Origin of the sequence: Arthrobacter sp. zg-Y40, from assembly GCF_020731535.1 — a bacterium.
GTDB lineage: Bacteria > Actinomycetota > Actinomycetes > Actinomycetales > Micrococcaceae > Arthrobacter_B.
The window spans coordinates 83,811-109,126 of the sequence record NZ_JAJFZS010000004.1; the positions used below are offsets into that span (position 1 = coordinate 83,811).

The following is a 25,316-nucleotide window of genomic DNA, read 5'->3' on the forward strand; positions in this document are numbered from 1 at the left end:
ATTTCGGCCTGACCACCATTGTGCAGGGACGGCATGAACCAAACCTGTGCCGAAACTGTGCGCCACCTGTGCTGAATACGCAACACTTCATCAGTAGGCTTATGGTCTAAGGACAGGCCGGCACCGGAGAGGACATATATGAGCGAGGAACGTCGCAGGGAAATCGGCTCCTCCGAGGCGCCCGTGGAGGACGAACTCCAGGAGTCATTCGAGAACACTGTGACGGAAGGTGCCGAGCGCCTGCACCGCACCTTCCGCACCATCCTGATCACCGGGGTGTTCGGCGGCCTCGAGGTAGGCCTCGGAGTGATGGCATACCTGGCCGTGATGCATGAAACGGGTGACCACCTGTTGGCCGGCATTGCCTTCAGTGTGGGCCTTATTGCTCTTTTCCTGGCGCACAGCGAGCTCTTCACCGAAAACTTCCTGATGCCGGTGGCTGCTGTTGCGGCCAAGGAAGGCAGCGTCAAGCAGCTCGCCAAGCTCTGGGCCGGCACGCTGGTGGCGAACCTGGCCGGGGGCTGGGTCTTTATGTGGATTGTGATGCAGGCCTTTCCCCAGTGGGCGCCCACCGTAGCCGAATCGGCAAAGCACTTCACCGAAGCACCGTTTTCACTCCAAACCGTGGCCCTGGCGATTCTGGGCGGCAGCACCATCACCTTGATGAGCCGGATGCAGCAAGGCACGTCTTCGGATCCTGCGAAGATTGTCGCCACGGTTATCGGTGGATTCCTGCTGGCCGGCCTGCAGCTGTTCCATTCCATCCTGGATTCACTGTTGATTTTCGGTGCCCTCCAGTCCGGGGCGGAAATCACCTACCTGCAGTGGCTGGGCTGGTTCGGTTACACACTGCTGTTCAACATGGTGGGCGGCCTGGTGCTGGTGACCGCCCTGCGCCTGGTGCGCACCAAGGAGCTGCTGGCACAGCGCCGCCGCGACGCGCCGGAGGACCCCGACGCCGCCCACCGGGACGCCTAGCTGCGCTTGCGTACCAGTGCGGCTGTGCCGCCGGCGGCACAAAACGCGGTAGCTGCTGCCGCCAGGGCAACGGGGCTCCAGTCTGCGGCGCCAATGGCGGCGGACCCCAGCGCCTGCCCGGTGGCCAGCGCGATAAACAGCACCGAGGTGCCGGCCCCGGCGTCCTGCGGCCACGCGGACCGGGCCCACAGGATCAGTACGGCCGACATTGCCATGTAGCCTGCCCCGAAAACCGCCATGCCGGCGTAGGCCGCCACGGTGTTGGCCGTGGCAACGGAGAGACCCACGGCGGCGGTGGCCAGAGCCAGCAACCCGGCACAGGCACACCACCCGCTGTGCAGCCCGATGCGTTTCACCAGATGGCCGGTGAAGGTTCCCAGGAGCCCGCCGGCGCCCAGGGCAATCCATAACCAACCAACCTGACCGCCGGAGACGGCGCCGGCCCCAGTGACCAGCAGCGGGCCGAAAGTCCAGGTCAGGGAGGACCCCGCGCCCACCACCAGGGCGGCGGCCGCCGGGAGCAGCAACGCCCGCCAGGCCAGCGGCCCGGAGGTCTCCTCCTGCCGTGCGGTTTGGCTACCTGGCCGGGCTGCCAAAGCGTTGCGCGAGCGCACCGGGTACAGCGCGGCCGCGGCGGATCCTGCGCAGATCAGGGCCATCAGCACCCAGGCGGCACCTACGGATGGAACGGCGAACACAACCACACCCGCCCCGATCACGCCCACTGCTGTGCCGGCGTTGGCAACGGACTGGGCCGTGGCCGCCGCCTCGGGCTTCACCAACGCGTCAATCACCGGAACGAGGGCTGGGGAGGCGAAACCGCCTCCCAGCCCTCCCACGAGAACCGCAAGGATGAACATCATCGGGTCCGTGGCCACTGCCACCCCCAGGCAGCCCGCAGTTGCGGTGGCGCCGGCCAACACCAAGCCCGTCCGCGGATAGCGGTCCACCAGCCGGGCGGCAGCCAAGGCCGCCAGCGAATAGGAAGTGAACTGGGCAGCGGCGGCCCAACCCAGCACATCAACGAGCTGCGGCCGGGACGCTGACAACGCCGGGGCGAACAGCCCCACACCGAAACGGGCCATGCCATAGGTGGCGGCAATCAACAGCATTCCGGCCGCCGCCACGCCTGCTCCCGCGCCGCCCTGCACACGAATCCCCGCCTGCTGCACATTGCCTCCATCGCCAGTTAAACGTTCGTTTCACTGAAACGAACGTTACACTAGCGGTATGCCTCTCCCCCAGCCCACCCGGGACCGTATCCTCGACGCCGCCGAAGGACTGTTCTTTTCCGACGGCATTGCCACCACGGGGGTTGACTCCGTGGCGGCGGCGGCAGGGGTATCCGTAGTGACCCTCTACAAGCACTTCGGAGCCAAGGACAACCTGCTCCACGCCGTCCTTTCCCGCCGGCTTGAGTCCTGGACCTCCCACTGGGATGCAGCCGTAGCCGCGGCCCAATCCCCGAGGGAGCGCCTGGTGGCAATCTTCGACGCCGTGGACACGTTCCGTGCCGCGGCCGGCCCCACACAGTGGTGCTGCTTCCTCGCCACGGCTTCCGAGCGGCCTGTGCCCGCGGAGGGGGCAAGTGATCCCGTCTTCGACCTTGTAGCTGAAGACACCCGCCTGGTTACCCGCCGGCTTACGGACCTGGCACGCGAAGCCCGCTGCCAGGACCCGGAGCGGGTCGCGGAACTGCTCCTGCTGCTATACAACGGAGTCCTCAGCAGCCTGCTGCGCGGGACGCCCGCAGCTCCGGCAGCCCGGGCGCGCACAGCTGCTTGGATTCTCCTGGACCGGGAATTGCCGGGGCAGTAGTCCCCCGGCCCCTCCCCGCGGAGGCGGTGGATGAGCCGGGGAAACGCGCTACTTCGCCAGGATGTTGCGCACAAACAGCTCAGTGCGTCCGCGCAGTCCCTGGATCCGCTCTGCGGTCACCGCATCCGGATCCGGATGGATGGGCGTGGGCGCAACGTCTGCCCGCACGTTGACCGAACATGTGAAGTCAGCATGGATGAGGGTGCCCACGGTGTTGCCGTCCCGGCCCCGCTGGCCGGCCCGGCGTGCCACGTAGAGGAAGACTTCCTCCTCCGAGAACACATCTTGGCAGAGGGCGCACAGCACCCGCCGGTTCTTCGGGGCGCTCAGTTCCGGTGCGCGCAGCAGCACTCCCACCGGCTTTCCGTCCAAGGGCAGCACCAGATAGGCGCGCTGGGGCATTTTGTGGTCCCGCCAGCCCAGCTGGTCGAGGATCTCCCAATTGATGTTCGCGAACCCGATGGGCAGGTTCATGGCAGCCACCTCGGAGCGGGTGGCGTTGATGAAGGATTTGCGGATGGTCGTTTCAGACAGGGGTTCCATGATGTTCGGCAGCACTTTCGGCGGTTGGGAAAGGCGCGCCGCGGGGGCGCGTCAGGGGCAGCGGGCAGCGGAGGACGCAGTGCAGGGCCCGGGGCCCACCTGCCCTTCCGCGGCGGCAGAGCGCGCGCACATCATGTTGGTCACGCCGCCATCCTAGCAACCGGCGGCGGCGGGCCGATGCCGGGGACTTGCGCAGGGGGGATAAGCTAGCGGCACAGCGTGAGGGCACAAAACGGGAGCGGTACGGCTGAAAGTCAACCCTTCCCCGCAGTTATGCACCTCCTCGCCTGGAATACGACTCCTTCTCTATTGCCCGTCCGTCAGGCCGCCACCAGTGGTGGCTCGGCTGGTTTCTCGGTCTTTGGGAGCCCGCGCATCTCGGAACCACCTGAACTCGGAACCACCTGAACAGAGGGACGTCATTTTGAATTTCACCGTTGGGCAGACGCTGGTGTACCCGCACCACGGAGCCGTCACCGTTACCGACATCTCCCCCATGACCGTCAAGGGGATTGAACGCGAAACGCTGACCTTCCGCGTGCACGCCACCGAACTCACCATCAAGCTACCTTCGGACAATGCCGAAGACGTTGGCGTGCGCAGCGTCATTGACGACGCCGGCGTGCAGGCCGTGTTCACCGTGCTGCGCGGACCGGCCGGGATGGAACCGGACAACTGGTCCCGCCGTTTCAAGGCCAATGAGGGCAAAATGGCCACCGGCGAACTGCACCTGATCGCTGAAGTGGTGCGCGACCTCTGGTGCCGGGAGCGGACGCACCCGCTGTCCACCGGCGAAAAGCGGATGCTCCTCAAAGCCAGGCAGCTGCTGGTTTCGGAGCTGGCCCTGGCCCGTTCGGCGTCCGCTGAAGAAGCCGGAGAGATGCTGGACTCGGTGCTGATGGAAGCTGCCGGCGAGGCAGAGCTGGCCAACAGCTAGGCGGCGCGGCCCGGCGCCGGTTTCCAGCGCCGGGCCCGTTTTGGCACGGGCCGCACCTTGGTTGTATCAAGGAAAGTAGGACGGATTCCGTCCCCACGGGACACGTCCGGAGTCACCAGAAGATCTTCGAGGGTCCTGCGCCTTCAGGGACCCGGAAAGGCGGCCGTGAACTTTCCCTGCACCTGCTTCTGCCAGCCCATGCCCGGCACCGGCCGGCTGGGGATCGAGATCTATGATCCGTTCTGCCTGGTGCGCCAGCACCGCGTGGCCGGTTCCACCAACCGCGAGCCCAGCTACGGGCAGGGCCGGCGGTAGTCCACTTCCCGCCCCCGCCCCGGCTCCGGCTCCGGCTGGGAAAATCCTTGGAACCGCGCCCAGACGCATCCTGTAATATTCCTTGGACTATGGATGACCCTCCCTCACATAAACCCTTGCCCCTCCCCGTCCTGACCGCAATGCAGACCGTGTCCGCTCCGGCTGCACCGGCTATCGCGAGAGAGGGGCAGCCCCATGTATGAATGGCTAATGGTTGGCGTAGGTTTGCTCCTCACCGTCGGCACCGGACTGTTTGTCGCGTCCGAGTTTTCACTCGTCAACCTGGACCGCGCGGAGCTTGAAGCCCGCCGGGACAAGGGCGAAAAACGGCTTAACCCCACCATCAACGCGCTGAAGATTACCTCGACGCATCTTTCCGGCGCGCAGCTCGGCATCACGCTGACCACCCTCCTGACCGGTTACACCTTCGAACCGGCCATCAGCTCCATGCTGGCCACCCCGCTTGCGGCGCTGGGTATTCCCGACACCCTGGTGCCCGGAATCGGCGCCGTGGCCGGCATCTTCCTGGCCACCATCTTCTCCATGATCATCGGTGAACTGGTGCCCAAGAACTTCGCCCTTGCGCTGCCGCTGGCCACGGCGAAGCTGGTGGTTCCCTTCCAGGCAGTGTTCACCACCGTGTTCAAGCCGGTGATCCTGCTTTTCAATAACACCGCCAACGCGATCATCCGGTCCTTCGGCATTGAGCCCAAAGAGGAACTTTCCGGTGCGCGCAGCGCAGAGGAGCTCAGTTCCCTGGTCCGCCGCTCAGCCCTTGAAGGCGTGCTGGACCTGGACCATGCCGTGCTGCTGAACCGCACGCTGCGCTTCGCGGACCACAGCGCCGCCGATGTGATGACGCCGCGCGTCCGCATGCATACGGTTCACGGCACGGATACGGCGGAACAGGTGGTGGCCGCTGCCACCGCCACCGGCTACTCCCGCTTCCCCGTGATCGGCCGCGATTCGGACGACATCCTCGGCGTGCTGCACGTGAAGCAGGCGTTCGGAGTTCCGCTGGCCGGCCGAGGTTCCGTGACCGCCGCCGAGCTGATGGTGGAACCGATGCACGTGCCCGAGTCCATGGATGCGGACACCCTGCTGGGGCTGCTGCGCGCCCAGGGCCTGCAGGTGGCCATCGTCTCCGACGAACACGGCGGCACTGCGGGGATTGCGACCCTTGAGGACCTGGTCGAGGAAATTGTCGGCGAGCTCGAGGACGAACACGACCGCGCCCGGGTGGGCGTGGTCCGCACCGGCCGGGCCATCACTTTTGACGCCGCACTCCGGCCCGACGAACTGCTGGACCGCACGGGCATCGAGGTACCGGACGGCGAGGAGTACGACACCATCGCCGGATTCGTCACCGATGAACTGGACCGCATTCCCGAACTGGGCGACGAAGTGGAGATCGGCAGCGGAACGCTCCGCGTCGAACGGGTGGTCCGCAACCACATTGAGCGGCTGCGGTTCACGCCGTCGGGTTCCCTGGAGGCGCCCGTAAGTGCCCATGACCGCATTGTCGACTCACTGACCAAGGACCTGACCCATGAGTGAATACCTGCCCGGAATCATCTGGCTCGTAGTGCTGCTGGTGGTCAACGCCTTCTTCGTGGGTGCCGAGTTCGCCGTCATCTCAGCCCGCCGCTCCCAGATCGAGCCCAAGGCCGAGGCCGGCAGCAAGGCCGCCAAAACCACCCTCTGGGCCATGGAACACGCCACCCTGATGCTGGCGACCAGCCAACTGGGCATCACCGTCTGCTCCCTGGTGATCCTGAACGTCTCGGAACCGGCCATCCACCACCTGCTGGAGATCCCGCTGGGCCTGACCTCGCTGTCCGCGGACGCCATCGGGATGATTGCCTTCGTAGTGGCGCTGCTGCTGGTGACCTTCCTGCACGTGGTGGTGGGTGAAATGGTGCCCAAGAACATTTCCTTCTCGGTTCCCACCGGCGCCGCACTGCTGCTGGCCCCGCCGCTGGTGATGGTGTCCCGGATTGTCCGCCCTGTCATCCGGGCCCTGAACGGTATAGCGAACGGTGTGCTGCGCCTCTTCAAGGTAGAGCCCAAGGACGAGGCCACCAGTGCCTACACGCTGGACGAAGTTGCCAACATTGTGGAGCAGTCCACGCGCGACGGCGTGCTCACCGACCGCAGCGGCACCCTGACGGCGGCCTTCGAGTTCACTGAAAAGACCGTGGCCGACGTCGAGGTTCCCATTGCTCAGATGGTGCTGCTGCCCGAAACGGCCTCGCCGGCGGACCTGCAGCAGGCCGTGGATATCCACGGCTATTCGCGGTACATCCTGACCAATGAGGACGGCGACCCGGACGGCTACCTGCACCTCAAGGACGTCATGGACCTGACCGGTCCGGATGAATTCGCCGCGCCGGTGCCGGCCAAGCGCATCCGCCGGCTTGCCTCGGCGTACCGGGGAGGCGAACTGGAGGACGCACTGGCCACCATGCGCCGCACCGGCGCCCACGTGGCGCGGGTCTTCGACGCCAAGGGCAACACCACCGGCGTGCTCTTCCTGGAAGACATCATCGAAGAGCTTGTGGGCGAAGTCCACGACGCCACCACGGTCTAGGCCGGGTCCGCGCTAACGGCGCCGCTTCCACCTGTTCCACCGCCGCCGCTCCGCTTCCGGGGCGGCGGCCTCTTTTTGCGCCTCTTCCGCCGCCGCTTCCGCCGCCCCGGCCGCGGCCTTCCGCTCCCGCCAGCGCAGTATTTCCTGCTCGACGTCGCGGGTCCTGGTCACCACGGGCGGCCCGCCTTCGAGCTGGCGGCGGGCATTGATGACCCGGGCGTTGAAGTCTTCCAGGATCTCGCGGACCTGCCGCTCGCTCCACCGGGTGTCCAGACGGGCATCCAGTTCCGCGTCCTCGGTGCGCAGCAGGATGGCCGCAGGCCCCAGGCCGGTAACGTTTTCACGCTGCAGCAGTCCCTTGATCCACCAGTCCGGATCATGGCCATCGCCCAGGCCGGGGATGGGCTTGCCCGCATATTTCAGGTTGTCGAAGTCGCCGCGCGCCATAGCGTCGCGGACCAGGTAGTCCGCACGTGCGGCGTCGTCCACCTGCCGCCGCTTGTGCTGCAGTTCCTCTTCAGCCGCGGCCTGCTCCACGTCCTCCGGGTCCAGGCCGCCCCCGGCACCGGCCGCCCTCAGCTGTGCCGCGCGTTCCATCCGGCGCCGGTACTGTTCAACACCCCTGCCTTCCATGACCTCTCACCGCCTCACCCGTCCGGCTTCCGTTTTGCGTCCCCACCAGTATTCCGCCGGGGGGCGGAGGCAGGCAACGCAACCCCAATGCCTAGCTGCGCAGCCGGCGTACCGCTGCCGCGATGCCCGCGGCCAGCCCGGCACCGGCCAGCAGCCACGGTCCGCCGATGAGGATGGGGTCGATCCACTGGTGGTTAACATCCGCTCGCTTCCGTCCGACCCGGGAGGAATACCCGCGCCGGGAGAACTCGCTCAGCACCCCCGTCTCGGTCACGGGATTGTCCGGATGCAGGGTCAGGAAGGAGGCCAGATGGCTTTCCACCGCATCCACCCGGTCCGCTGCCAGCAGGATCAGCCAATGTGCCGCCCGTGCTTCGCTGAACCGGCGGTAGGCGTACCGGCGCATCACACCGGACAGTCCCTTGGGCGGGCAGGACGTGCCGAACACGGGAGTGAGGAACTTATGCTCAATGGAACGTTCGCGCGGATATTTCTCCTCCTGGCGCTCCGGGAACTCCCAGTGGGCGCCGCTGAGGGTGGGGTCGAACTGCAGCTTGGGCACCGCGGGGCGGTCCTTCGGGTCAAGGTCCGCGCCCCAGCCCGGGATCCGTGCGCGCAGTTCATCACTGGTGGGAGTCAGGGCCGGTTTCTGCGGGGTATAGGCCATGGTTAGGTGCTTCCTTTCAGGAGCCGGGGACGATCACGGGCTTGATGCAGTTATCCAGCTTGGCCGAGAACATGTGGTATCCCTCGGCAATGTGCTCAAGCGGAATCCGGTGCGTAATGATCTCGTTGGGCTTGAGGTAGCCGGCCCGGATGTGCTCGAACAGCCGCGGCCACTGCCGCTTCATGGGGGCCTGGTTCATATTCAGGGTCAGGCCCTTGTTCATGGCGTCACCGAATTTCACGGCGCTGAACATGGGACCGTAGGCACCCATCACCGATATGGTCCCCGCCTTGCGCACCGAGTCGATGGCCCAGTTCAGGGCTACGGGAGAACCACCCTGGAGCTTGAGCTTGGTGCCGGTGACATGCTGGAGGAAGTTGCCGTCCGCTTCGGCGCCCACTGCGTCAATGGCGACGTCGGCGCCCAGATGGTCGGTGATTTTCTTCATGTGCACCACAATGTCGTCGTACTCGGTGAAGTTGTACGTCTCGGCATGCGCGAAGGTCCGGGCCTTTTCCAGCCGGTAGTCCAGATGGTCAATCACGATGACCCGGCCAGCTCCCATCAGCCACGCCGACTTGGCGGCGTAGAGGCCCACCGGGCCGGCACCGAAGACCACCACGGTGTCGCCCTCCACGATGTCTCCCAGCTGGGCGCCGAAATAGCCCGTTGCCAGCGCATCGGTGCACATCAGGGCATCCTCCTCGTCCATCCAGTCGGGAATCAAGGAAGGCCCGATGTCCGCGAAGGGAACGCGCACGTACTCCGCCTGGCCGCCGTCGTATCCGCCGGTGGTGTGGGAGTAGCCGTACAGGCTGCCGACGGCGGTGGCGTTCGGGTTCACGTTGTGGCAGTTCGAATACATTCCGCGGGCGCAGAAGTAGCAGGTGCCGCAGTAAATGTTGGCCGGCACCATCACACGGTCCCCCACCGACAGGTTCCGCACCGAGGGTCCGACCTCTTCGACCACACCGATGAATTCGTGGCCGAAGGTATGGCCAACCCGGGTATCGGGCATCAGTCCGTGGTAAAGGTGCAGGTCGGAGCCGCAAATGGCGGCCAGGGTGACCCGGACAATGGCATCGTTGGGATGCTCTATGGGGGGCCGCGGCTTTTCTTCCACCCGAACCTTGTAGGGTCCTCGGTACACCATTGCTCGCACGGGCCTGCCTCCTCAGTTCTGCCGGATCATCAGCTGCGCGGGACTGCCGTCCCTCCGGGGCGCCGCCCGGGCACGTTAACCATAAGCAGACTTACTAGCTTTGCAAGTCCGTATCCGGGCCGGCCACCGGCAAACTCACGGTAAAGAGCGTTCCGGCTCCCGGCTCGCTGCGGACCCGGATGTTGCCGCCGTGCTCTTCCACGATGCGGCGGCTGATCACCAGACCGAGGCCGGCACCGGGAATGGCGGCCGTAAGCGCCCGTCCCGAGCGGAAGAACGGGGTGAAGGCTGCCTCCTGCTCCTCCTGGGACATCCCCATGCCGCTGTCAGCAACGTCAATCACTGCCATGCCCGCTTCAACCCGCGCGCTCACCCGCACCACGCCGCCGTCGGGCGAGTACTTGACCGCGTTGGAGACCAGGTTTTCCAGCACCTGCCCAATCCGCCTGGGATCGGCCACGGCAGAAAGGTCGCCCGGCAGGTCAACCTTGAATTCCACCCCGTTCACCCGGGCGCGCGGCCCAAAGGAATCGACAGCAGCACGCACGACGGCGGCGAGGTCGACTTCCCTGGCCTCCACGGTTTCGTTCCCGGCGGCCACCGAGAGCAGGTCCGTTACCAGCTGCAGCAGCCGCTCGGCGTTCCGCACCGCCGTCTGCAGGGCGGAACGGACGTCTTCGGCCAGGTTTTCGCCGCTATCCAACGCCATGTCGAGATAGCCCAGGATCGACGTCAGGGGAGTGCGCAGCTCGTGGGACACATTGGCTACAAACTCACGCTGGGCCGTCAACGCCCGGACCAGTTGCGTCACGTCGCTGAACGCAAGGACAGATCCCTTGAAGCCGCCGCCGCCCCGGACGGAGCGGGCCGAGACACTGACGGCCAGCTGTCCCTGGCCGGTACCGACCCATACGATTTCCTCGGCGAAGGACTCACCGGAAACGGCCCGCCGGATGGGGCGCTGGCTGTCCGGAAGCGGGGTGACCCGGTCCGGGCCGTAGACGGGCCACTCGGAACCGCCGGGGCCGGCAATATCTCCGGTGGCTGCCCCGGCGCGGCTGCTTTCCATCGGCGCATTGGCAAGGATTTCCCGGCCGTCCCGGTCCACCACCAGCACGCCCACATCCACGGTGTCCAGCACCGCGTGCAGCAGTGATTCCCGCTCGCGGGCGCGCAGTTCCGCCGCTCCGCGGGCTTCTTCGGCGGCTTCGGCCTGCTGCAGGGCTTCCACCAAGTCCCGTTCATACCGGCGCCGCCCGGTTTCGGGAAGAACACTGATCAGGTCCAGGCCCCGCCCGGGGCTGCGTGCCCCGGCGATCAGGGCCGGGAGCCGCTCACCGTCCGGGCCGTGGAAGTCCACCGCCAGGTTCTGGACCGGCCCGGTTCCGGATCTGAGGGCCGCCGTCCAGCGCTGGTATTCGAGCAGGTCTTCCGGAGCGAGCAGGTCCGTAAAAACGGTACCTTCCAGCGCACTGCGGTTCCGGCCGGTCCAGGCAGCAAACGTGTGGTTGGCCTCTTCGATCACCCCGCGTGCGGAAAGGACCACATATCCGGAGGGAGACTGGTGGAAAAGCGTGGAAAGATCCGGGACGGACCGCCGCCGCCGCCCGCCAATGCGCGGGAAGCCGCGGGAAAAAATATGCATGCCGGACCTTTGGGGAAAGAACAGATATCTACAGCGCGCTGCGGAAACAGGCGCACCCGGCGGTTTCGTAATTCGCCGGTAAGTGAACTTATCAGGCTGCTTCCCGGCACCATGAATGTGACACGGCAAACCCGCGGCTTGCCCCGGCGGGAACCGCGTCCGGTGGCCGCTTCCCACCAGCATCCGGACAGGTGATATTACTCCAATTCGGGCCATCTGGGAGGGGGTACAGCAGTCTTCGCGGAGAGGTTCCGCGGGCTGTGGACACGGTCCCCGGATTGGGAAAGACTTCCTTCCCGGGACATGCTGCGAGAAGGTGTTCCGGCAGGGGTGGCCCAGCATGAACAGCACCGAAAGGATGGCCATGAGCCAGCCAGCCGCGCTCCGCACCTCCTCCCGCACCTCGCCCCGGCCCGCCGCCGATCTCCTATGGTGGAATCTGTCCATTGACGCCGGCGGTTTCGATTTGGCTGACCGCATTATCAGTGAACTGGTAACTCCCCTAGTTGCCCAGGCGAGGCTCTGGGGCACCCGGCGATGGTTTTTTACCCGCCGCATGCAACCGCCCAACGCGCAGATTCGGCTGCGTGTCCTGGCCCCGACGGAGGCCTTGGACCGGCTCAAGTCCCTCCTCGGGGCCCTGCAGGAGCAAGCCGGGGACCCCGTCCGCAGCATGGCGGTGGCACAGGAATTCAGCGAGCCGGTGCTGGACCGGACGGTTGGAACCGAGCCTTTGCTTCCCTGGGTCGAAGCGGACCTGGCCCGCTACGGCGGCGTGGAGGGGCTCGCCCAGGCCGAGGAAGTCTTTGAGTTGTCCTCGGATCTCTGCCTTTGGGCCACGGCGCGCTTTGCGAAGGCGCAGAACCGCTCCGCCCTGGCCTCGCTGCTGCTGTTCGATTCCGCCTACGCAATGATGAAAGGGCCGCGGGCGTCCACCTGGCCGGACCGCCGCCGGGTTTCCTGGGAATACTACTGGGACAGCCACCTGCACAGCTGCACGGCCTCGGACCCCCGGGCGGCAGGCGTGCAGAAGGCCACCGGAGCCCAGGCACAGGCACAGCTCATGCCGGTCCACCGGCTGATGGTCGCAACGGCGTCCGAATCCGCCGTCGCGAACTGGCGCCGCCGCTGGCTGCGGGCCATTGACACCTACCTGTACCGGGCGGACAAGGCCGGCGCCAGCCGCAGCGCCCAGCACCTGACCGTCTACCAAGCGCATACCCTGCTGAACCGGCTCGGATTCACCCTCCGCCAGGAAGCCCTGATCGGTGTCTACGCGCGAACCTGGAGCCGGGAAAAGGAAGTCGAAATGAGCGACACGCTCTAGCGGACGCCTAGCCCCGCCAGGCCCTGTCCGTAACGGTAACGGGGCCCGGTGGCGATAGACTCAGCCCATGAACCTAGTCCCGGAGCAGCACTCCGTCGCGGCCGAACTTCAGCAGATCCTTCTGCGGACCGAGTCGGTGGAGTTCTTCCTCGAGGCCTTCGTTGTCCACGCCGCCGAAAAGTTCAGCAAGGACACGGAAGTGCTGGCAGGAGTGACCCTGCTGCGGAACAAGGAAGGGACTACGGTGGCCAGCAGCAGCGAGGCGGCCAAGGCACTGGATGAGGTTCAGTACGGTTTTGGCGACGGCCCCTGCCTGCGGGCCTCCCGCACCGGACGGACGGTCCTGGTGGCGGACGTGCGCACCGAAGAGCGGTGGCCGGACTATACGGATGCCATCCAGGACCGGGGCTTCTATTCGATCCTTGGCGTCCCGCTCCTCCTGGGCAACGACGGCGGTGCAGGACTGAATCTCTACACCCGCGAGCCCGGGTACTTCACGCCGGAAACGGTGCAGGCCGCGGAAGCTTTTGCAGCAGAAGCGGCGATTGCCCTGCAGTTGGCAGTCCAGTTGTCCCGGCACAAGAGTGCTGCCGAACACCTGCGCGCCGCCATGCAGGCACGCACGGTCATTGACCTGGCGGTGGGAATTGTGATGGCCCAGAACAAGTGCAGCCAAGAGGCGGCCTTTGAAATACTCCGCCAGGCCTCCAGCAACCGGAACGTCAAGCTGCGGGACCTGGCCGGCCGCATAGTCAGCTCGGTAACATCCGAGGGCGTTGAAACCCACTTCGTGGACTAACGTCCCAGCGGTACAACGGAAGCCTGTGCTTAGGCTCCGTCCACCAAGCCGGCGACGGCAGCCTTCGCGCCGTGGCGGTGCAGGGCGTCCAGGGCGGCGAGGTATGCCCCGGTGAACCGCGGATCCGCAGCGAGCTCACCGAAGAACTGCGGCTGCGACACAAAGGCCAGCGGATCCTCCCGGTTCCGGGCCGCCGCCTTCATCACGTCTTCCCGGTGGCGATCGAGCACATTGATGGGTTCCCCTGCTTCATCCACACCCTCGGCGTAGCGCGCCCAGGCGGCAATGATGGCCGCGGAACGGGACACCTCGCCGTCCCGGGCCAGGTTTTCCCGCACTACCGGTACCAGCCATTTGGGAATCCGGTCCGAGCTCTCGGCACACAGACGCGCCAGGGTGTCTCGCACGTATTCGTTGCCGAAGCGTTCCAGCAGCCGCCGTTTGTAGGCGTCCAGGTCCACCCCGGGCACGGGCAGCAGCGTGGGCGTGGCTTCCTTGTCCATGTAGTCGAGCAGGAACCTGGCCAGCTTCGGGTCCGCCACCGCCTCGTGCGCGTACCGGTACCCGGCCAGATAGCCCAGGTAGGCAATTCCCTGGTGTCCGCAGTTCAGCAGGCGCAGCTTCATCCGCTCAAACGGTTCCACGTCTGCCGTCACGCTCACGCCTGCGTCCTCCCAGGGCGGCCTCCCCTGCACAAACGTGTCCTCCAGCGCCCACTGCGCAAAGTCCTCGGACACTACGGGCCAGGCGTCCTCCACCCCGAACTCCTGTGCCAGCAGGGTGCGGTCCTCGTCCGTTGTCACCGGTGTGATCCGGTCCACCATCGAGGAGGGAAAAGCGACGTTGGCCAGTACCCACTCCCCCAGTTCCGGATCCAGCAGCCGCGCAAACTCTCCGAAGGCCTTCCTCGCGACCTCCCCGTTGCCGGGGATGTTGTCGCAGGACATCACGGTGAACGCCCCCAGACCCCTGTCCCGGCGGCGGCGCAGGGCCTCGGTCACCAGGCCGAAAACCCCGGAAGGTACGGCCCCGGGTGCCAGGTCCGCGGCAACCTGCGGCGTTCCGGCGTCGAACTCCCCGGTGGTGTCACTGATGCTGTAACCGCCCTCGGTGATGGTCAGGGAGACGATCCGGGTGCCCGGCAACGCCATCTTTTCAATAACGGCTTCCGGGTCCTCCGGGGCGTAAAGGTATTCAACGATGGAGCCGATCACCCGGGCTTCGCGGGTACCGTCCGGATACTTCAGCATCAGCGTGTACAGGCAGTCCTGGCTGTCCAGGACAGTTTTCATGGCCGCATCCTGGGGCAGCACGCCTACGCCGCAGATCGCCCAGTCCAAGGCCAGTCCCTGGTTCATCAAGGTGTCCAGGTACATCGCCTGATGCGCGCGGTGGAAGCCGCCCACACCAAAATGCACAATGCCGGTGCTCAACTGCGACCGGTCATAACCGGGCCGCGCGACACCGGGCGGCAGGTGGGAAAGGGACTCTTCACTGAGTTTGGTCATAACGCCGCCTTAGGCCGGAGGTCCGGACAATCTAGCAGGTCCGTACCGTTCTTGGCACGCGTCCGGCCGTCCCGGCGGGTTCATCCCAGGAGAGGTCTCCGCCTGGCCGCCCTACTCCACTGCCTGGGCATCGAGTTCAATGAATACCCAGTCCGGCTCAGCAAGAATGGGGTCCATTACCGGGCCTCCGGCCTCGGCAATCCGGTCCTGCACCTTCGAGGGCAGACCGTCCTGCCGGAGGTTATGCCTCAGCCAGTCCTTGGCCGAACCGTCCAGGTACGGCCACCAGCGTTCTATTCGGATAGGTTCCACAGCAGCCCCCTTCAGCGTTGCGTAAACCCACGGTGACACCGGCCGTCAGGGGGCGCAAGAGGGCACCGTAAGAGGAGTTGCGGCAGGCGGCGGGATACCGGAAGGTAGGCCCCAAAGCCGTGGAAACTACTTCCGGACGGTGATCGATTCCATAGCTGCGCGGGCCTCCTCGGCGAGGGATTTGGGGATGGGCGCGCTCTTCGCCGCGTCCGCGGATGCCTGCTGGCCTTCCTCGCTTACAACGTATTTACCGAAGGCCTGCACGCGCTCCACCAGCCCGGCGTCGTCATAGGAGCTGCAGTAGATCTGGTAGGACACCAGTACCAGCGGATAGGCGCCCGCCGCTGTGGTTCGCCGGTCCAGCTGCAGCGCAATGTCGTGTTCGCTGCGCCCCGGGACCCGGGTGGACTGTTCGACGGCGGTGCTCGCGGCGTCGGCGCTGATCGGCACAAAGTCCTCCCCCACCAGGAGGTTGGCGGTGCCCATCGACTCGTCAATCACTGAGTCATCGGCATAGGTGAGCGCCCCTTCCGTCCGGGTCACGGTGCTGACGACGCCGGAGCTGCCCTGCGCGTTCTCGCCCTGCAGCCCGCCGGGCCAGGTCCCGGACGGCGCGTCCGGCCAGGCATCCGGGGCCACCTCATGCAGGTACTCGGTGAAGTTTTCCGTGGTCCCGGAGTCATCCGCCCGGCTCACGGGAGTGATCCGGGTGGAGGGCAGGTCCACATCCGGGTTGAGCGCAGCAATAACCGGATCGTTCCACTGGGTGATTTCGCCGCGGAATATCTTGGCGATGGCGGCCGCGTCCAGGTTCAGCGACTGGATGCCGGGAAGGTTGAAGGCCACGGCTATGGGGGAAATGTAGGCCGGGATGTCCAGCGCCCCTTCGGGACCGCAGACCGCCCGGGCGTCCACCAGTTCCTCCTCCTGCAGGTAGGCGTCGGAACCGGCAAAGTCCACCGCGCCGGCCAGCAGCGCGCTGCGTCCGGCACCGGAGCCGTCCGGGGAGTACTGCAGCTGAACGTTCGGATGCAGGGTGCCGAACCCGGCGATCCAAGCGTCCATCGCCGGGCCCTGCGCGCTCGAACCGGCGCCCGACAAGACACCGCTGAGCATGGAGGTGCTGTTCTCGGCTGCGTCCCGCTGGGCGTCCCCGAGCGGATAGTCGGACCCGCAGGCGGCCAGTGCCAGCGTGGCTGCCAGTGCGGCGGCGAGCGTGCGGAGGGGACGGATTGGGCGCAAGGGATGTCCTTCCTGGGGAAGCGGCGGTGGCGTCCAAGGCCGGCGGGGGAGCTGCGGGGGTGCAGCGGTCAACCGGCCGCTCTTTCAAGGCTAGCTGGCTTTGGACCGCAGCCGCCATCAGATAGTCCAGCTTCCCCTTGAGGGGCCCGGCCCCGGCTGTCAGGATGGACGGCACCGCGGAGATTACCCGCCGCCATGTGCCGGGGCCGGCGGGCTCCGCCCACGCTCAACCCTCTGCCGGCGCCTTGCCTAGGGAGCACCCGTGCTGATTGCCGCAGCTATCCTCGCCGTCGTCGCAGCGGCCGTTGCCTTCTATTTCTTTATGCTCGAATCCCTGCGCTGGACCGAGCCGGACACGGTGGCCATCTTTCAGCTGCGGGGCGCGGGCACTCCAGCCGCCACGGCGCAGCTTGCCTACAACCTGGGCTTTTACAACCTTTTCCTGGCTGTGGGGGCCGGGCTGGGGGTAGTGCTGCTGGTGGCCGGCAATCCGGTGGCCGGGCTGACCCTGATGACGTTCACCACTGCCTGCATGCTGCTGGCTTCCGTAGTGCTTGCCCTCAGTGACCGGCGGCTGGGACGGCTGTCCCTGATCCAGGGCGGGCCCGCAGCCTTTTCCCTGGTTTTTTCGCTGCTCGGGACCTGAGCGGTTAGGCCTCGGCTGACGTCTATGCCCCGGAGGGTGCCGGGGCGTAAGCCGCCTGAGTCCACAGGTGGAACAAGGCGTAGGAGCGCCACGGGCGCCACGGCTGGGACAGCCGGGCCGCTTCGCGTCCGGTTCCGACTCCGAGCGCGCGCTTGAGCACCAGATCGTCGGCAGGATACGCGTCCCGGTCCCCCAGCACACGCACCGCCAAGTAGTCGGCCGTCCACGGGCCGATGCCCGGCAGGGCCAGCAATCCTGCCCGGACCTGCCCCGGATCGGCGCCCGGCTGCAGCGGCAGCCCGGCGGCGACGGCAGCGGCCAGGGCCCTAACGGTCCTGGCCCTGGCGTGCGTGATCTTTACGGCCGCCTGGATCTCCTCCGCCGGGACCGCGGCGAGCCGGTGCGCGGAGGGGAAGGCAGTGAGTCCTGCCGGGCCGGGCTCGCCGAAGGCTGCCACCAGGCGGGCACCGAAGGTTCGGGCCGCGGCGAGGGATACCTGCTGGCCGAGGACCGTTTGGATCCCGGTCTCGAAGCCGTCCGTGGAGCCGGGCACCCGCAGGCCGGGATGCCGCCGGACCAGCGGCGCCAGCACATCAAATCGGGCGAGGAAGGGATCCACCACGCCCGGATTTGCGTCCAGGTCCAGCCAGGCCCGGACCGTCGTGATGAGGGCGGCTTCCTCCGGCCGCGGCAGCGCCGGTGCTTCCAGGTCCACCCCGTCCGGGTGCAGGTGCACCTTCACCGGAACCACTGTGGATCCAACCGTCAGCAGCCGTTCCACGCCCACCCCGCCGCCGGCCTTCGGCGTTACCCGTTCCAGCCCCGGGACGGCGTGGGCCTGCAGTGCGCTGGCCAGCGGCGCCCAGGCCAGCGGTCCCCGGCAGGGCAGGCTGCGGGTACGCGCGCCGCCGGCCGTTCCGCCGTCGAACTTTTCTTCCCTTGTTTCTTTCCCCGTTTCTTCCCCCGTCAGCGTCATCCGCTGAGGCCGGTCATGCGCAGGGTGATGTTGATCCGGCCGGTGGCCAGTCCCGACTCCGGGTCCGCGGTTCCGGCCACCGTGCGCGGGACACCGTGGTAGGCGAACCGGGACGGTCCGCCGAAGACAAACAGGTCACCGGACTCCAGCTCCAGGTCCGTGTAGGGGCGGTTGCGGGTTTCGGTGTTGCCGAACCGGAAGACACAGGTATCGCCGATGCTGATGGAAACCACCGGGGCGCTGGACTTTTCATCCTTGTCCTGGTGCATCCCCATATGCGCGCCCTCGGCATAGTAATTAATCAGCGCAGTGTCCGGCGTGTAATTCTCCGGGCGGAAGTCCTCCCTCGCGTAGCTGCCGTCCGCCTGCCGGTAGGCCTCTTTGAGCGCGTCGCGGCCCAGCTGCACCAGCCAGTCGGGCAGCTCCGCGACGCGCCCGCCGCCGGCGTCGTCGGCCGTGCGCGTGTACTTGTACGGCTGCCAGTGCCAGCCCAGGCACACCGTCTGGACCGACATGGGATGCCCGCCGGGCAGCACTGCCGACCGCATCGGCACCGGTCCGATGGCCCACTGACGGCACGCTTCAACAATGGATCGCTGCTGTCCCGGCGGCAACCAGCCGGGCACATGCACCGCCCCGACGGCGGGTTCGGAGCGTTCGCGGGGGAAAAGGGAGGAGCTCATGCGGCGGCTTCCAGGTCGAGGAGGGTTTTCTTGACAGCCGGGCCGCCGCGGTAGCCGCCGGTGGTTCCGTCGGAGCGCAGCACGCGGTGACAGGGAATCACCAGCGGCAGGGGGTTGCGGCCGCAGGCGGTGCCCACGGCGCGGACGGCCCCGGGATTGCCGGTCAGCGCTGCTATGCCGGCATAGGTCACCGTGCGCCCGTAGGCGATCCCCTGCAGCGCCTCGACGACCGTCCGCCGGTAGCCGGTGGTCAGCCGCAGGTCCAAGGCGAGGTCGAAGCTGCGCCTGCTGCCCTCGAAATACCCGCGCAGCTGGGCAGCGGGTTCGGCCAGCCGCTCCGGCGCTTCCAGCAGCCGCGGACTGATCCGGGTGCTGAGGTCCTGCAGCACGGTATCCACTCCTTCACATTCGAAGGCCACCCGCACCAGGCCAGCCTCGGTGGCGGCAAGGATGAGTCCGCCCACCGGACTGTCCACCACGGTGTAGGCCACATCCAGCACCCCGGCGGCCTGCGCGTCCTCTGCCAAGCGGGAATGCAGGGCGGCGAGGGCGGCGGTTTCCCGCGGATCAGCGGCGGCTTCGCCTGCAGCGGCAAGAACGGGTTCGGGCACGGACGCTGCGGGGAGATTGAATGCGGGCACATTGAACAGGTCAAAGGACGCCATTGCTGTCCTCCTTATACAGGGCACGGAGTTTCTTGATGCCGTCGGCGGCGGATCGGCGGCAGGCCGCTTCGCTGCTTCCGAGCACCCGGGCCACCTCGGCGTACGGGAGCCCGGCCAGATGGTGGTAGGCGAGCGCCTCCCGCTGCCGGACAGGCAGGGTCTTCAACGCAAACCACAGCCCGTCGGTATCGGCCGGTACGGGAGCGGGTGTATCCGGAACCGCCTCCACCGGCAGCGGGCTGCGGGCGTTGCTCCGGTGCTGGTCCACTGCCTTGCGCTTGGCAATGGTGACCAACCAGGCCTGCACGTTGGCCCCTTCGGGCAGGTCCGGATAGGCGCGCAGTGCCGCCAGGAAGGTTTCGGACCACGCGTCCTCGGCCTGGTCCGGCCCCAACACGGCGCGGCAGACCCGCAGCACGGCCGCGCCGTGCTCCCGGACAATCTGCTCAAAGGGTTTCACTTCCACATACGGTAGACGGTTTCAGCGGACGGTTTGTGAGCCCGGTGCCGGAAAAAAGATTTACGGGCAGCCGGCTGTGGCTAGACTGCCTCCTACATCGCAGGGATCAGCCGCCCGACGATGCCGCAGAGATCAAAGGAGATCCTTATGCAGAACCTCGCCGGAATCCTTACGGAAACCGCGGCCCGCTTTCCGGAGCGGACCGCCCTGAAACTCGACGACACAGTGGTGTCCTACGCCGCCCTGGACGCGATGAGCGCCAAGGTAGCCGGGCTCCTGGCCGCCCGCGGGGTGGTGCCGGGTGAGCGCGTCGGCCTGATGATGCCCAACATTCCGCAGATGGCCTTCGTGTATTACGGTGTCCTGCGCTACGGCGCCGTAGTTGTCCCCATGAATCCGCTGCTGAAGGCGCGCGAGGTTGCCTACCACCTGCAGGACTCCGGCGCCCGGCTGGTTTTTGCCTGGGAGGGCGTGGCCGGTGAAGTCTCTGCCGGAGCAGAAGAGGCCGACGGCGGCGTGGAAGTGGTGCCGGTGGACTCCTCCTCTTTCATGGGACTGCTGGCGGGTGCGGATTCGCGGCCGGACCTGGCGGAGGTGGACGGTGAGGACATCGCGGTGATCCTGTACACCTCGGGCACTACCGGACGGCCGAAGGGTGCTGCCCTGACGCACCGCAACCTGCGCAGCAACGCCATCGTGTCCAGGTCCCTGCTGGATACCCGGGAAACCGATGTGATCTTCGGCGGGCTGCCGTTCTTCCACGTGTTCGGCCAGACCGCCGCGTTGAACTCGGCCCTGCTCGCGGGCGCGTCCATCAGCCTGCTGCCCCGGTTTGATGCCGGCAAGGCCCTGGAAATCATCGAACGCGACGGCGTGACGATCTTTGAGGGTGTCCCCACCATGTACGTGGGCATGCTCCGCCATCCGGCCGTGAAGGACACCAAGCTCTCCTCGCTGCGCGGCGCTATCACCGGCGGTTCGGCAATGCCGCTGGAGGTGCTGCACGAGTTCGAGGACGTGTTCGGCATCCAACTGCTGGAGGGTTACGGACTCTCTGAAACCTCGCCCATCGTCTCCTTTAATCTTCCCGGCGAGGGACGGCGTGCCGGCTCCATCGGCAAGGCCGTGGACGGGATGGAGGTGCGGATGCTGGATCCCGACGGCGCGGACGTCCCCGTGGGAGAGATTGGCGAACTCTCCGTCCGCGGCGAGGGTGTCATGAAGGGCTACTGGCGGAACGACGACGCCACTGCCGCAGCCATTCCCGACGGCTGGTTCCGCACCGGGGACCTGGCTCGGTTCGACGAGGAGGACAACATCTACATTGTGGACCGCAAGAAGGACATGATCCTGCGCGGCGGCTACAACGTGTATCCGCGCGAGGTCGAGGAAGTGCTGTACGAGCATCCTGCCGTTTCCGAGGTGGCCGTGATCGGTGTTCCGGATCCGCTGCACGGCGAGGAAATCGTGGCTGTGGTGGGCCTGCGGGAAGAAGCCGTTCCGGCCGACGACGCCGCACGGGAAACCTTGATCGCCGACATCGCCCGGTTCGCCAAGGACCGGCTGGCCGCCTACAAGTACCCGCGCCGCATCGAACTCACCGACGCTCTCCCCAAGGGGCCCACGGGCAAGATCCTCAAGCGCGAAATCAAGGTCTCCGCCCCTCCCCGCCCGCTTCTGGACGAAACCCCCACGGCGTAGGTCTCAGGAGTACGGCTCGACGTCGGCGGCAGCTTCGCCCGGAAGCCCGGCCGGTTCGTCGGAGCGGACCAGCACTACGCCGGCAACAATCAGGGCCCCGCCGGCCAGCTGTACCGGGCGTGGCAGCTCCGCAAGGAGCAGCCACGCCCACAGCACGGCAAAAAGCACTTCGGTCAATGAAACGAAGGAGGCCACGCGTGAGCCCAGGGCCCGCGCGGCGATGATGCCGGTGACGTAGGCCAGTACGGTGGAGAACAAAACCAGTCCGGCCACGGGCACCCACCAGGTGGTGTGCCAGCCGCCCAGTTCCACTCCTGCTGTGCTGAAGCCCAGGGGAAGAACCCCTATCAGGCCGAGCAGTGCCATGGTGGCGCCGCCCACGAGCATGCCCCCGGTGGCGAGGACCAGCGGTGGCAGCGAGTCATTCTGCTTGGCGGTGATGAAGAAGTAGATGGCCAGGCAGACCGCGGCGGCCAGGCCCCAGAGTACGCCCACCGGATCTATGCGGATGCTGCCGCCCAGGTCCAGCACCAGGACCAGCCCGGCGATGGCGGCCAGGGCGCCGAGGATGGTGCGGATACCGGGCCGGCGCCGGGTGGCGGCCCAAATCCAGAGCACCATCAGCACCGGTGCCAGGAATTCCAGCAACAGGGCCACCCCCACGGAGAGGCGTTCCACCGCGTTGAAGTAGAAAAACTGGCAGCCGGCCACCCCGATGAAGCCAAACAGCACAATGGTGCGCCAGTTGCCGCGTACCTGTCCCCAGCGGCCGTGCAGTGCGATGAGGGCGGGGACAGCCAGGACCGCCACGGCTCCCAGCATCCGCACAGCAACGGCACCGGCGGTGGTCCACCCGGTTTCCAGCAGGGACTTGGCGAAGGAGCCGGAGAGCCCAAAAACGGCGGATGAGGACAGGGCAATTACCAGCCCGGAAACGCTTGCGGGCAGCGCCTTGGGGGCGGCTGTCTGCTCTGGCTCCATGGGTCTCCTCAGGACGGGTTCCCGGTACCGTGCCGGGAGGGAACAACGACGGCGACGCTACCCCGGGGCGGGACGGGTTTCAATACATCTGCACCCCGACCACTCGGTACGGTTGCCGTATCCATCGCGGACGGATACGGCAACCATCCGTTCCTGCACAGTGCGCCCGGCCGGATGGCAACCCCTCGGCCGCCAAATCGGAGCCATGCACGGCAGAACCCCCGCACGTGACGGCGAGGTGCCTAGGGTTGATGGGTCAAGAAGACGGCGCCTCCAATCTTCCCCGGGATTTTCCTGCCATGAAGCAGAAACTGATTACCCTTGTCAGTCAGCGCACCGCCTGGCTCCTCCTAGCCGTATGCATAGCCTTCTGGGTGGTTTCCGCCGCCGGGTTCCTTGAGGCGCCGCTCGGCACCCCGGCTGCCCTGATGTTCCTCTGGATGTACTGCAACCTCATGGTTGCGTTGGCCACCGCCCTGGCCGCGGCAGCCGCCGTCGCCGCCCTGGTCCTGCACCGCAGCGCGAAGACGACGGCGCGTGAACGGGGACGCGGCCCTGCAGCGGGACAGGAGCCGGTGCAGGAGCCGGTGCAGGAGGACGGCGAGGCGGGGACTGCCGCTCCGGACCATTCCGTCACCTCACTTCGCAACCTGCTGGCACGGATGCGCTAACCGCCTTCCCCCGCCGCCGGACCTTATACCTTCTGCTCTCTGCGCATTTCAAGGAGCAGCAGCAAAACAAGTGGTCCGGACTCTTGATAACAGGTGGCCGCTCTGGTGTCCTGTTCAGGCGGTCCAGCAGAGGGCCGGACCTGCGGCTGAAATACCTGCCCGCCCATGCGCTCCTCCAGCAGCTCTCCCCTGTCCCTGCACCACTTCGAAGAAGCCCGCCAGGCCCGCGGGGACCTGCAGCAGGCGCTGCACAACGAACTGGTCCTTAAGTACCGCGATATAGCCGAAACCGCTGCCGCCGCCTACGCGGGCCGCGGCCGTGAACTGGCCGACCTGCGCCAGGTGGCCTACATGGGATTGATCAAGGCCGTCCGGCGCTTCGACCCGGCGGTCGGTCCGCATTTCCCGGCCTTTGCCGTGCCCACCATCCACGGCGAGCTTAAGCGGTACCTGCGCGACCATTCCTGGGTGGTACGCCCGCCGCGCCACCTGCAGGACCTCCGCACCGCCATCGCCCGGCTGCAGCCGGAGCTGTTCCAGTCACTGGGGCATGCGCCCTCGCTCTGCGAACTGTCCGAGGCGCTGGGCGTGGACGCCAAAACGGTAGCCGAGGCGCTGAACTGCCAAAGCAGCCTGCGGCCGGAATCCCTGGACGCCATCGCCGGCACCACCGGCGCGGAACAGTGGGCTTCGGCCGACGGGCGGCTGGAACACGCGGAAAACCTCGCCATGCTCCGCCGGGCCGTGCGGAACCTGACGGATGCTGACAAGGAGCTGCTGTTCCGGCGGTATTTCCACGAGGAATCACAGCAGGCCATCGGTACCCGGCTGGGCCTGACCCAAATGCAGGTTTCCCGGCGGCTCGCCCGGATCCTGGTGCAGTTGCAGCACGAGCTGCTCGGCCCTTCAGAAGCTGCCGCAAACGCGGCCCGCCCGGCAACTGCCTGACCCGCCGGAGCCCTCTGAACCGAACCGCCCGCGCGCCCGTGGGCCAGTGCCTACAGGGCGTCGAGCTTATCGACGGCGGCCAGGACATCTTCCACCGTGACGGCCATAAGCGCCGGGTCGGGATCCACGGCGAAGGTGTCTCCGCGGCGGCGGCTTTCATCTGTCAGGGCAATATGCGGACCCGGCGGCGGACCCCATTCTGCTACCGGCGCCGGGCCAAACAGCACCACCGACGGCCGGGCGTAGGCCGAGGCCAGATGGGCAGCACCAGTGTCTGCTGAGACCACCAGACGGGCCCGGGCGATCAGCGCGGCGAATTCCGCCAGCCCCAGCTCGCCGGCCACCACTGAGTCCGCTTCCAGCCCGGCAGCCTCCGCCACGGCAAGTGCCCGCGGCCGTTCGGAGCTGCTGCCCGTCAGCAGGACCTGTGCGCCGGCCGCATCGAGTTCCCGGGCGACGTCCGCGAACCGGCCCGCGGGCCACAGCCTGCTGCCGTAGGCGGCACCCACGTGGAGCACTACGGCCCCGGGGACGGATACCGCCGCGGCCGGCGGGTCCAACCGGTAATCCAGCGGATCGGCTGGAATTCCGTGCCACGACAACAGACCGGCCCAGCGCTCCCGTTCATGCACGCCGTCCTTCCAGGGCGGACCGTCCCATCCCGGCCCGGCGTGGCCGATCAGCCGGGCCGGCTTCAGTGCTTCCAACCGGCCGCAGCTTTCCGGGCCCCGGCCATGCAGGTTCACTGCCACGTCCACCTGTCCGGGCGGCAGGTCAATGGGCACGTCCAGGCCGTGCAGCGGCAGCAGGCCATCCACGGCGCCGGTCAGCGGCAGCAGCGGGCGCAGCCATTCCTGCGCTGCGTATCGGATGCGGTGTCCGGGGAAGGCCCTGCGCAGGGCCTTAAGGGCCGGGACTGCCACCAGCAGGTCCCCGAGTTTCAGGGCCCGCAGGACCAGGAGTTCGGGGCGGTCCGATGCCTGCTCGGGCATGGTTCAGGGTCCTTCCGATTGAGGATTGGAGGCACATCCTGCCAGATCAGCGGCCCGCCCGGTACAGGTGTGTTCCCCCGTGGCTGGAGGCACCCCCGGAAAAAGATGTGGCTGCGG

27 protein-coding genes are annotated in these 25,316 nt (G+C 67.0%); 12 read left to right on the forward strand and 15 right to left on the reverse strand.

Going from position 1 to position 25,316, the window contains the following annotated elements; all coding sequences use genetic code 11:
• Positions 1-138 precede the first annotated feature (138 nt).
• On the forward strand, positions 139-978 hold the full coding sequence (locus LJ754_RS05320; RefSeq protein ID WP_227925846.1) for a formate/nitrite transporter family protein: 840 nt from the start codon (positions 139-141) through the stop codon (positions 976-978).
• Here the strand turns inward: LJ754_RS05320 and LJ754_RS05325 are convergent.
• Positions 975-2,150 carry an MFS transporter gene (locus LJ754_RS05325; RefSeq protein WP_227925847.1) on the reverse strand — a complete coding sequence of 392 codons (1,176 nt, stop codon included), beginning with the start codon at positions 2,148-2,150 and terminating at the stop codon, positions 975-977. The two genes, LJ754_RS05320 and LJ754_RS05325, sit on opposite strands and share 4 nt — an antisense overlap.
• Before the next feature lie 58 nt (positions 2,151-2,208).
• Here LJ754_RS05325 and LJ754_RS05330 point away from each other — a divergent pair, with 58 nt between their 5' ends.
• Complete coding sequence (locus LJ754_RS05330; protein WP_227925848.1) at positions 2,209-2,796, forward strand: TetR/AcrR family transcriptional regulator; 588 nt, start codon at positions 2,209-2,211, stop codon at positions 2,794-2,796.
• Between the two features lie 48 nt (positions 2,797-2,844).
• Here LJ754_RS05330 and LJ754_RS05335 read toward each other — a convergent pair whose 3' ends face one another.
• The gene (locus tag LJ754_RS05335; protein ID WP_227925849.1) at positions 2,845-3,339 is read right to left on the reverse strand and encodes an FBP domain-containing protein; all 495 of its coding nucleotides are present in this window, start codon (positions 3,337-3,339) and stop codon (positions 2,845-2,847) included.
• Positions 3,340-3,763: 424 nt separating this feature from the next.
• Here LJ754_RS05335 and LJ754_RS05340 point away from each other — a divergent pair, with 424 nt between their 5' ends.
• The 4 genes from LJ754_RS05340 (at position 3,764) to LJ754_RS05355 (ending at position 7,181) form a co-directional block, all read left to right on the forward strand.
• Positions 3,764-4,276 (forward strand): CarD family transcriptional regulator, encoded by a 513-nt coding sequence (locus tag LJ754_RS05340; protein ID WP_227925850.1) that lies wholly within the window; start codon positions 3,764-3,766, stop codon positions 4,274-4,276.
• Positions 4,277-4,441: 165 nt separating this feature from the next.
• Entirely contained in the window at positions 4,442-4,591 is a 150-nt protein-coding gene (locus LJ754_RS05345) for a hypothetical protein (protein ID WP_227912167.1), read from the forward strand.
• A 195-nt stretch (positions 4,592-4,786) separates the two neighbouring features.
• Complete coding sequence (locus LJ754_RS05350; protein WP_227925851.1) at positions 4,787-6,148, forward strand: hemolysin family protein; 1,362 nt, start codon at positions 4,787-4,789, stop codon at positions 6,146-6,148.
• Entirely contained in the window at positions 6,141-7,181 is a 1,041-nt protein-coding gene (locus LJ754_RS05355) for a hemolysin family protein (protein ID WP_227925852.1), read from the forward strand. Before LJ754_RS05350 ends, LJ754_RS05355 begins: the two co-directional genes overlap by 8 nt.
• 12 nt (positions 7,182-7,193) lie before the next feature.
• Here the strand turns inward: LJ754_RS05355 and LJ754_RS05360 are convergent, their stop codons facing one another.
• The 4 genes from LJ754_RS05360 to LJ754_RS05375 form a co-directional block, all read right to left on the reverse strand.
• Complete coding sequence (locus LJ754_RS05360; protein ID WP_227925853.1) at positions 7,194-7,814, reverse strand: J-domain-containing protein; 621 nt, start codon at positions 7,812-7,814, stop codon at positions 7,194-7,196.
• A 91-nt stretch (positions 7,815-7,905) separates the two neighbouring features.
• Positions 7,906-8,481, reverse strand: coding sequence for a hypothetical protein (locus LJ754_RS05365; RefSeq protein WP_227912175.1), 576 nt, complete (start codon positions 8,479-8,481; stop codon positions 7,906-7,908).
• Positions 8,482-8,497: 16 nt separating this feature from the next.
• Positions 8,498-9,643 carry a zinc-dependent alcohol dehydrogenase gene (locus tag LJ754_RS05370; RefSeq protein ID WP_227925854.1) on the reverse strand — a complete coding sequence of 382 codons (1,146 nt, stop codon included), beginning with the start codon at positions 9,641-9,643 and terminating at the stop codon, positions 8,498-8,500.
• 94 nt (positions 9,644-9,737) lie between these two features.
• Positions 9,738-11,288: an ATP-binding protein gene (locus LJ754_RS05375; protein WP_227925855.1), complete on the reverse strand. Its 1,551-nt coding sequence runs from the start codon at positions 11,286-11,288 to the stop codon at positions 9,738-9,740.
• A 364-nt stretch (positions 11,289-11,652) separates the two neighbouring features.
• Between LJ754_RS05375 and LJ754_RS05380 the strand changes: the two genes are divergently transcribed.
• Positions 11,653-12,615 (forward strand): lantibiotic dehydratase C-terminal domain-containing protein, encoded by a 963-nt coding sequence (locus tag LJ754_RS05380; RefSeq protein ID WP_227925856.1) that lies wholly within the window; start codon positions 11,653-11,655, stop codon positions 12,613-12,615.
• A 67-nt stretch (positions 12,616-12,682) separates the two neighbouring features.
• Positions 12,683-13,414: a GAF and ANTAR domain-containing protein gene (locus LJ754_RS05385; protein WP_227912181.1), complete on the forward strand. Its 732-nt coding sequence runs from the start codon at positions 12,683-12,685 to the stop codon at positions 13,412-13,414.
• Between the two features lie 29 nt (positions 13,415-13,443).
• Here the strand turns inward: LJ754_RS05385 and LJ754_RS05390 are convergent, their stop codons facing one another.
• The 3 genes from LJ754_RS05390 to pstS form a co-directional block, all read right to left on the reverse strand.
• Positions 13,444-14,922 carry a mannitol dehydrogenase family protein gene (locus LJ754_RS05390; protein ID WP_227925857.1) on the reverse strand — a complete coding sequence of 493 codons (1,479 nt, stop codon included), beginning with the start codon at positions 14,920-14,922 and terminating at the stop codon, positions 13,444-13,446.
• 111 nt (positions 14,923-15,033) lie between these two features.
• Positions 15,034-15,234, reverse strand: coding sequence for a hypothetical protein (locus tag LJ754_RS05395; RefSeq protein ID WP_227912184.1), 201 nt, complete (start codon positions 15,232-15,234; stop codon positions 15,034-15,036).
• Between the two features lie 126 nt (positions 15,235-15,360).
• Complete coding sequence (pstS, locus tag LJ754_RS05400) at positions 15,361-16,476, reverse strand: phosphate ABC transporter substrate-binding protein PstS (RefSeq protein WP_227912186.1); 1,116 nt, start codon at positions 16,474-16,476, stop codon at positions 15,361-15,363.
• 262 nt (positions 16,477-16,738) lie between these two features.
• Here pstS and LJ754_RS05405 point away from each other — a divergent pair, with 262 nt between their 5' ends.
• Complete coding sequence (locus tag LJ754_RS05405) at positions 16,739-17,122, forward strand: DUF1304 domain-containing protein (protein WP_227912188.1); 384 nt, start codon at positions 16,739-16,741, stop codon at positions 17,120-17,122.
• A gap of 22 nt (positions 17,123-17,144) precedes the next feature.
• Here LJ754_RS05405 and LJ754_RS05410 read toward each other — a convergent pair whose 3' ends face one another.
• From LJ754_RS05410 to LJ754_RS05425, 4 genes are read right to left on the reverse strand one after another with little or no spacing between them, the layout of a single operon-like run.
• Positions 17,145-18,098 (reverse strand): DNA-3-methyladenine glycosylase family protein, encoded by a 954-nt coding sequence (locus LJ754_RS05410; protein ID WP_227925858.1) that lies wholly within the window; start codon positions 18,096-18,098, stop codon positions 17,145-17,147.
• Positions 18,095-18,781 carry an alpha-ketoglutarate-dependent dioxygenase AlkB family protein gene (locus LJ754_RS05415; protein ID WP_227925859.1) on the reverse strand — a complete coding sequence of 229 codons (687 nt, stop codon included), beginning with the start codon at positions 18,779-18,781 and terminating at the stop codon, positions 18,095-18,097. The genes LJ754_RS05410 and LJ754_RS05415 overlap by 4 nt, the downstream gene beginning before the upstream one ends.
• Positions 18,778-19,446 (reverse strand): methylated-DNA--[protein]-cysteine S-methyltransferase, encoded by a 669-nt coding sequence (locus tag LJ754_RS05420; RefSeq protein WP_227925860.1) that lies wholly within the window; start codon positions 19,444-19,446, stop codon positions 18,778-18,780. The genes LJ754_RS05415 and LJ754_RS05420 overlap by 4 nt, the downstream gene beginning before the upstream one ends.
• On the reverse strand, positions 19,433-19,906 hold the full coding sequence (locus LJ754_RS05425) for an RNA polymerase sigma factor (protein WP_442860309.1): 474 nt from the start codon (positions 19,904-19,906) through the stop codon (positions 19,433-19,435). The genes LJ754_RS05420 and LJ754_RS05425 overlap by 14 nt, the downstream gene beginning before the upstream one ends.
• Positions 19,907-20,053: 147 nt before the next feature.
• Here LJ754_RS05425 and LJ754_RS05430 point away from each other — a divergent pair, with 147 nt between their 5' ends.
• Positions 20,054-21,607, forward strand: coding sequence for a long-chain-fatty-acid--CoA ligase (locus LJ754_RS05430; RefSeq protein ID WP_227925862.1), 1,554 nt, complete (start codon positions 20,054-20,056; stop codon positions 21,605-21,607).
• Between the two features lie 3 nt (positions 21,608-21,610).
• On the opposite strand, the gene LJ754_RS05435 is transcribed toward LJ754_RS05430, so the two are convergent.
• Complete coding sequence (locus LJ754_RS05435; protein ID WP_227925863.1) at positions 21,611-22,588, reverse strand: EamA family transporter; 978 nt, start codon at positions 22,586-22,588, stop codon at positions 21,611-21,613.
• A 299-nt stretch (positions 22,589-22,887) separates the two neighbouring features.
• Here LJ754_RS05435 and LJ754_RS05440 point away from each other — a divergent pair, with 299 nt between their 5' ends.
• Together LJ754_RS05440 and LJ754_RS05445 are read left to right on the forward strand one after the other, a co-directional pair.
• A complete protein-coding gene (locus LJ754_RS05440) occupies positions 22,888-23,259 on the forward strand; it encodes a hypothetical protein (protein ID WP_227925864.1) in 372 nt (123 codons plus the stop codon).
• Between the two features lie 165 nt (positions 23,260-23,424).
• A complete protein-coding gene (locus LJ754_RS05445) occupies positions 23,425-24,207 on the forward strand; it encodes a sigma-70 family RNA polymerase sigma factor (RefSeq protein WP_227925865.1) in 783 nt (260 codons plus the stop codon).
• Between the two features lie 50 nt (positions 24,208-24,257).
• Here the strand turns inward: LJ754_RS05445 and LJ754_RS05450 are convergent, their stop codons facing one another.
• On the reverse strand, positions 24,258-25,199 hold the full coding sequence (locus LJ754_RS05450; protein WP_227925866.1) for a glycosyltransferase family 9 protein: 942 nt from the start codon (positions 25,197-25,199) through the stop codon (positions 24,258-24,260).
• Between the last annotated feature and the right edge of the window lie 117 nt (positions 25,200-25,316).

Bases quoted from the DNA above. Each gene is read 5' to 3' on its own strand.
- LJ754_RS05365 (WP_227912175.1), bottom strand. From the start codon at position 8,481: ATGGCCTATACCCCGCAGAAACCGGCCCTGACTCCCACCAGTGATGAA.
- LJ754_RS05440 (WP_227925864.1), top strand. From the start codon at position 22,888: ATGAAGCAGAAACTGATTACCCTTGTCAGTCAGCGCACCGCCTGGCTC.
- LJ754_RS05415 (WP_227925859.1), bottom strand. From the start codon at position 18,781: ATGAGCTCCTCCCTTTTCCCCCGCGAACGCTCCGAACCCGCCGTCGGG.
- LJ754_RS05420 (WP_227925860.1), bottom strand. From the start codon at position 19,446: ATGGCGTCCTTTGACCTGTTCAATGTGCCCGCATTCAATCTCCCCGCA.
- LJ754_RS05390 (WP_227925857.1), bottom strand. From the start codon at position 14,922: ATGACCAAACTCAGTGAAGAGTCCCTTTCCCACCTGCCGCCCGGTGTC.
- LJ754_RS05450 (WP_227925866.1), bottom strand. From the start codon at position 25,199: ATGCCCGAGCAGGCATCGGACCGCCCCGAACTCCTGGTCCTGCGGGCC.
- LJ754_RS05350 (WP_227925851.1), top strand. From the start codon at position 4,787: ATGTATGAATGGCTAATGGTTGGCGTAGGTTTGCTCCTCACCGTCGGC.
- LJ754_RS05375 (WP_227925855.1), bottom strand. From the start codon at position 11,288: ATGCATATTTTTTCCCGCGGCTTCCCGCGCATTGGCGGGCGGCGGCGG.
- LJ754_RS05435 (WP_227925863.1), bottom strand. From the start codon at position 22,588: ATGGAGCCAGAGCAGACAGCCGCCCCCAAGGCGCTGCCCGCAAGCGTT.
- LJ754_RS05360 (WP_227925853.1), bottom strand. From the start codon at position 7,814: ATGGAAGGCAGGGGTGTTGAACAGTACCGGCGCCGGATGGAACGCGCG.
- LJ754_RS05430 (WP_227925862.1), top strand. From the start codon at position 20,054: ATGCAGAACCTCGCCGGAATCCTTACGGAAACCGCGGCCCGCTTTCCG.
- LJ754_RS05445 (WP_227925865.1), top strand. From the start codon at position 23,425: ATGCGCTCCTCCAGCAGCTCTCCCCTGTCCCTGCACCACTTCGAAGAA.
- LJ754_RS05330 (WP_227925848.1), top strand. From the start codon at position 2,209: ATGCCTCTCCCCCAGCCCACCCGGGACCGTATCCTCGACGCCGCCGAA.
- LJ754_RS05385 (WP_227912181.1), top strand. From the start codon at position 12,683: ATGAACCTAGTCCCGGAGCAGCACTCCGTCGCGGCCGAACTTCAGCAG.
- LJ754_RS05410 (WP_227925858.1), bottom strand. From the start codon at position 18,098: ATGACGCTGACGGGGGAAGAAACGGGGAAAGAAACAAGGGAAGAAAAG.
- LJ754_RS05380 (WP_227925856.1), top strand. From the start codon at position 11,653: ATGAGCCAGCCAGCCGCGCTCCGCACCTCCTCCCGCACCTCGCCCCGG.
- LJ754_RS05355 (WP_227925852.1), top strand. From the start codon at position 6,141: ATGAGTGAATACCTGCCCGGAATCATCTGGCTCGTAGTGCTGCTGGTG.
- LJ754_RS05320 (WP_227925846.1), top strand. From the start codon at position 139: ATGAGCGAGGAACGTCGCAGGGAAATCGGCTCCTCCGAGGCGCCCGTG.
- LJ754_RS05335 (WP_227925849.1), bottom strand. From the start codon at position 3,339: ATGGAACCCCTGTCTGAAACGACCATCCGCAAATCCTTCATCAACGCC.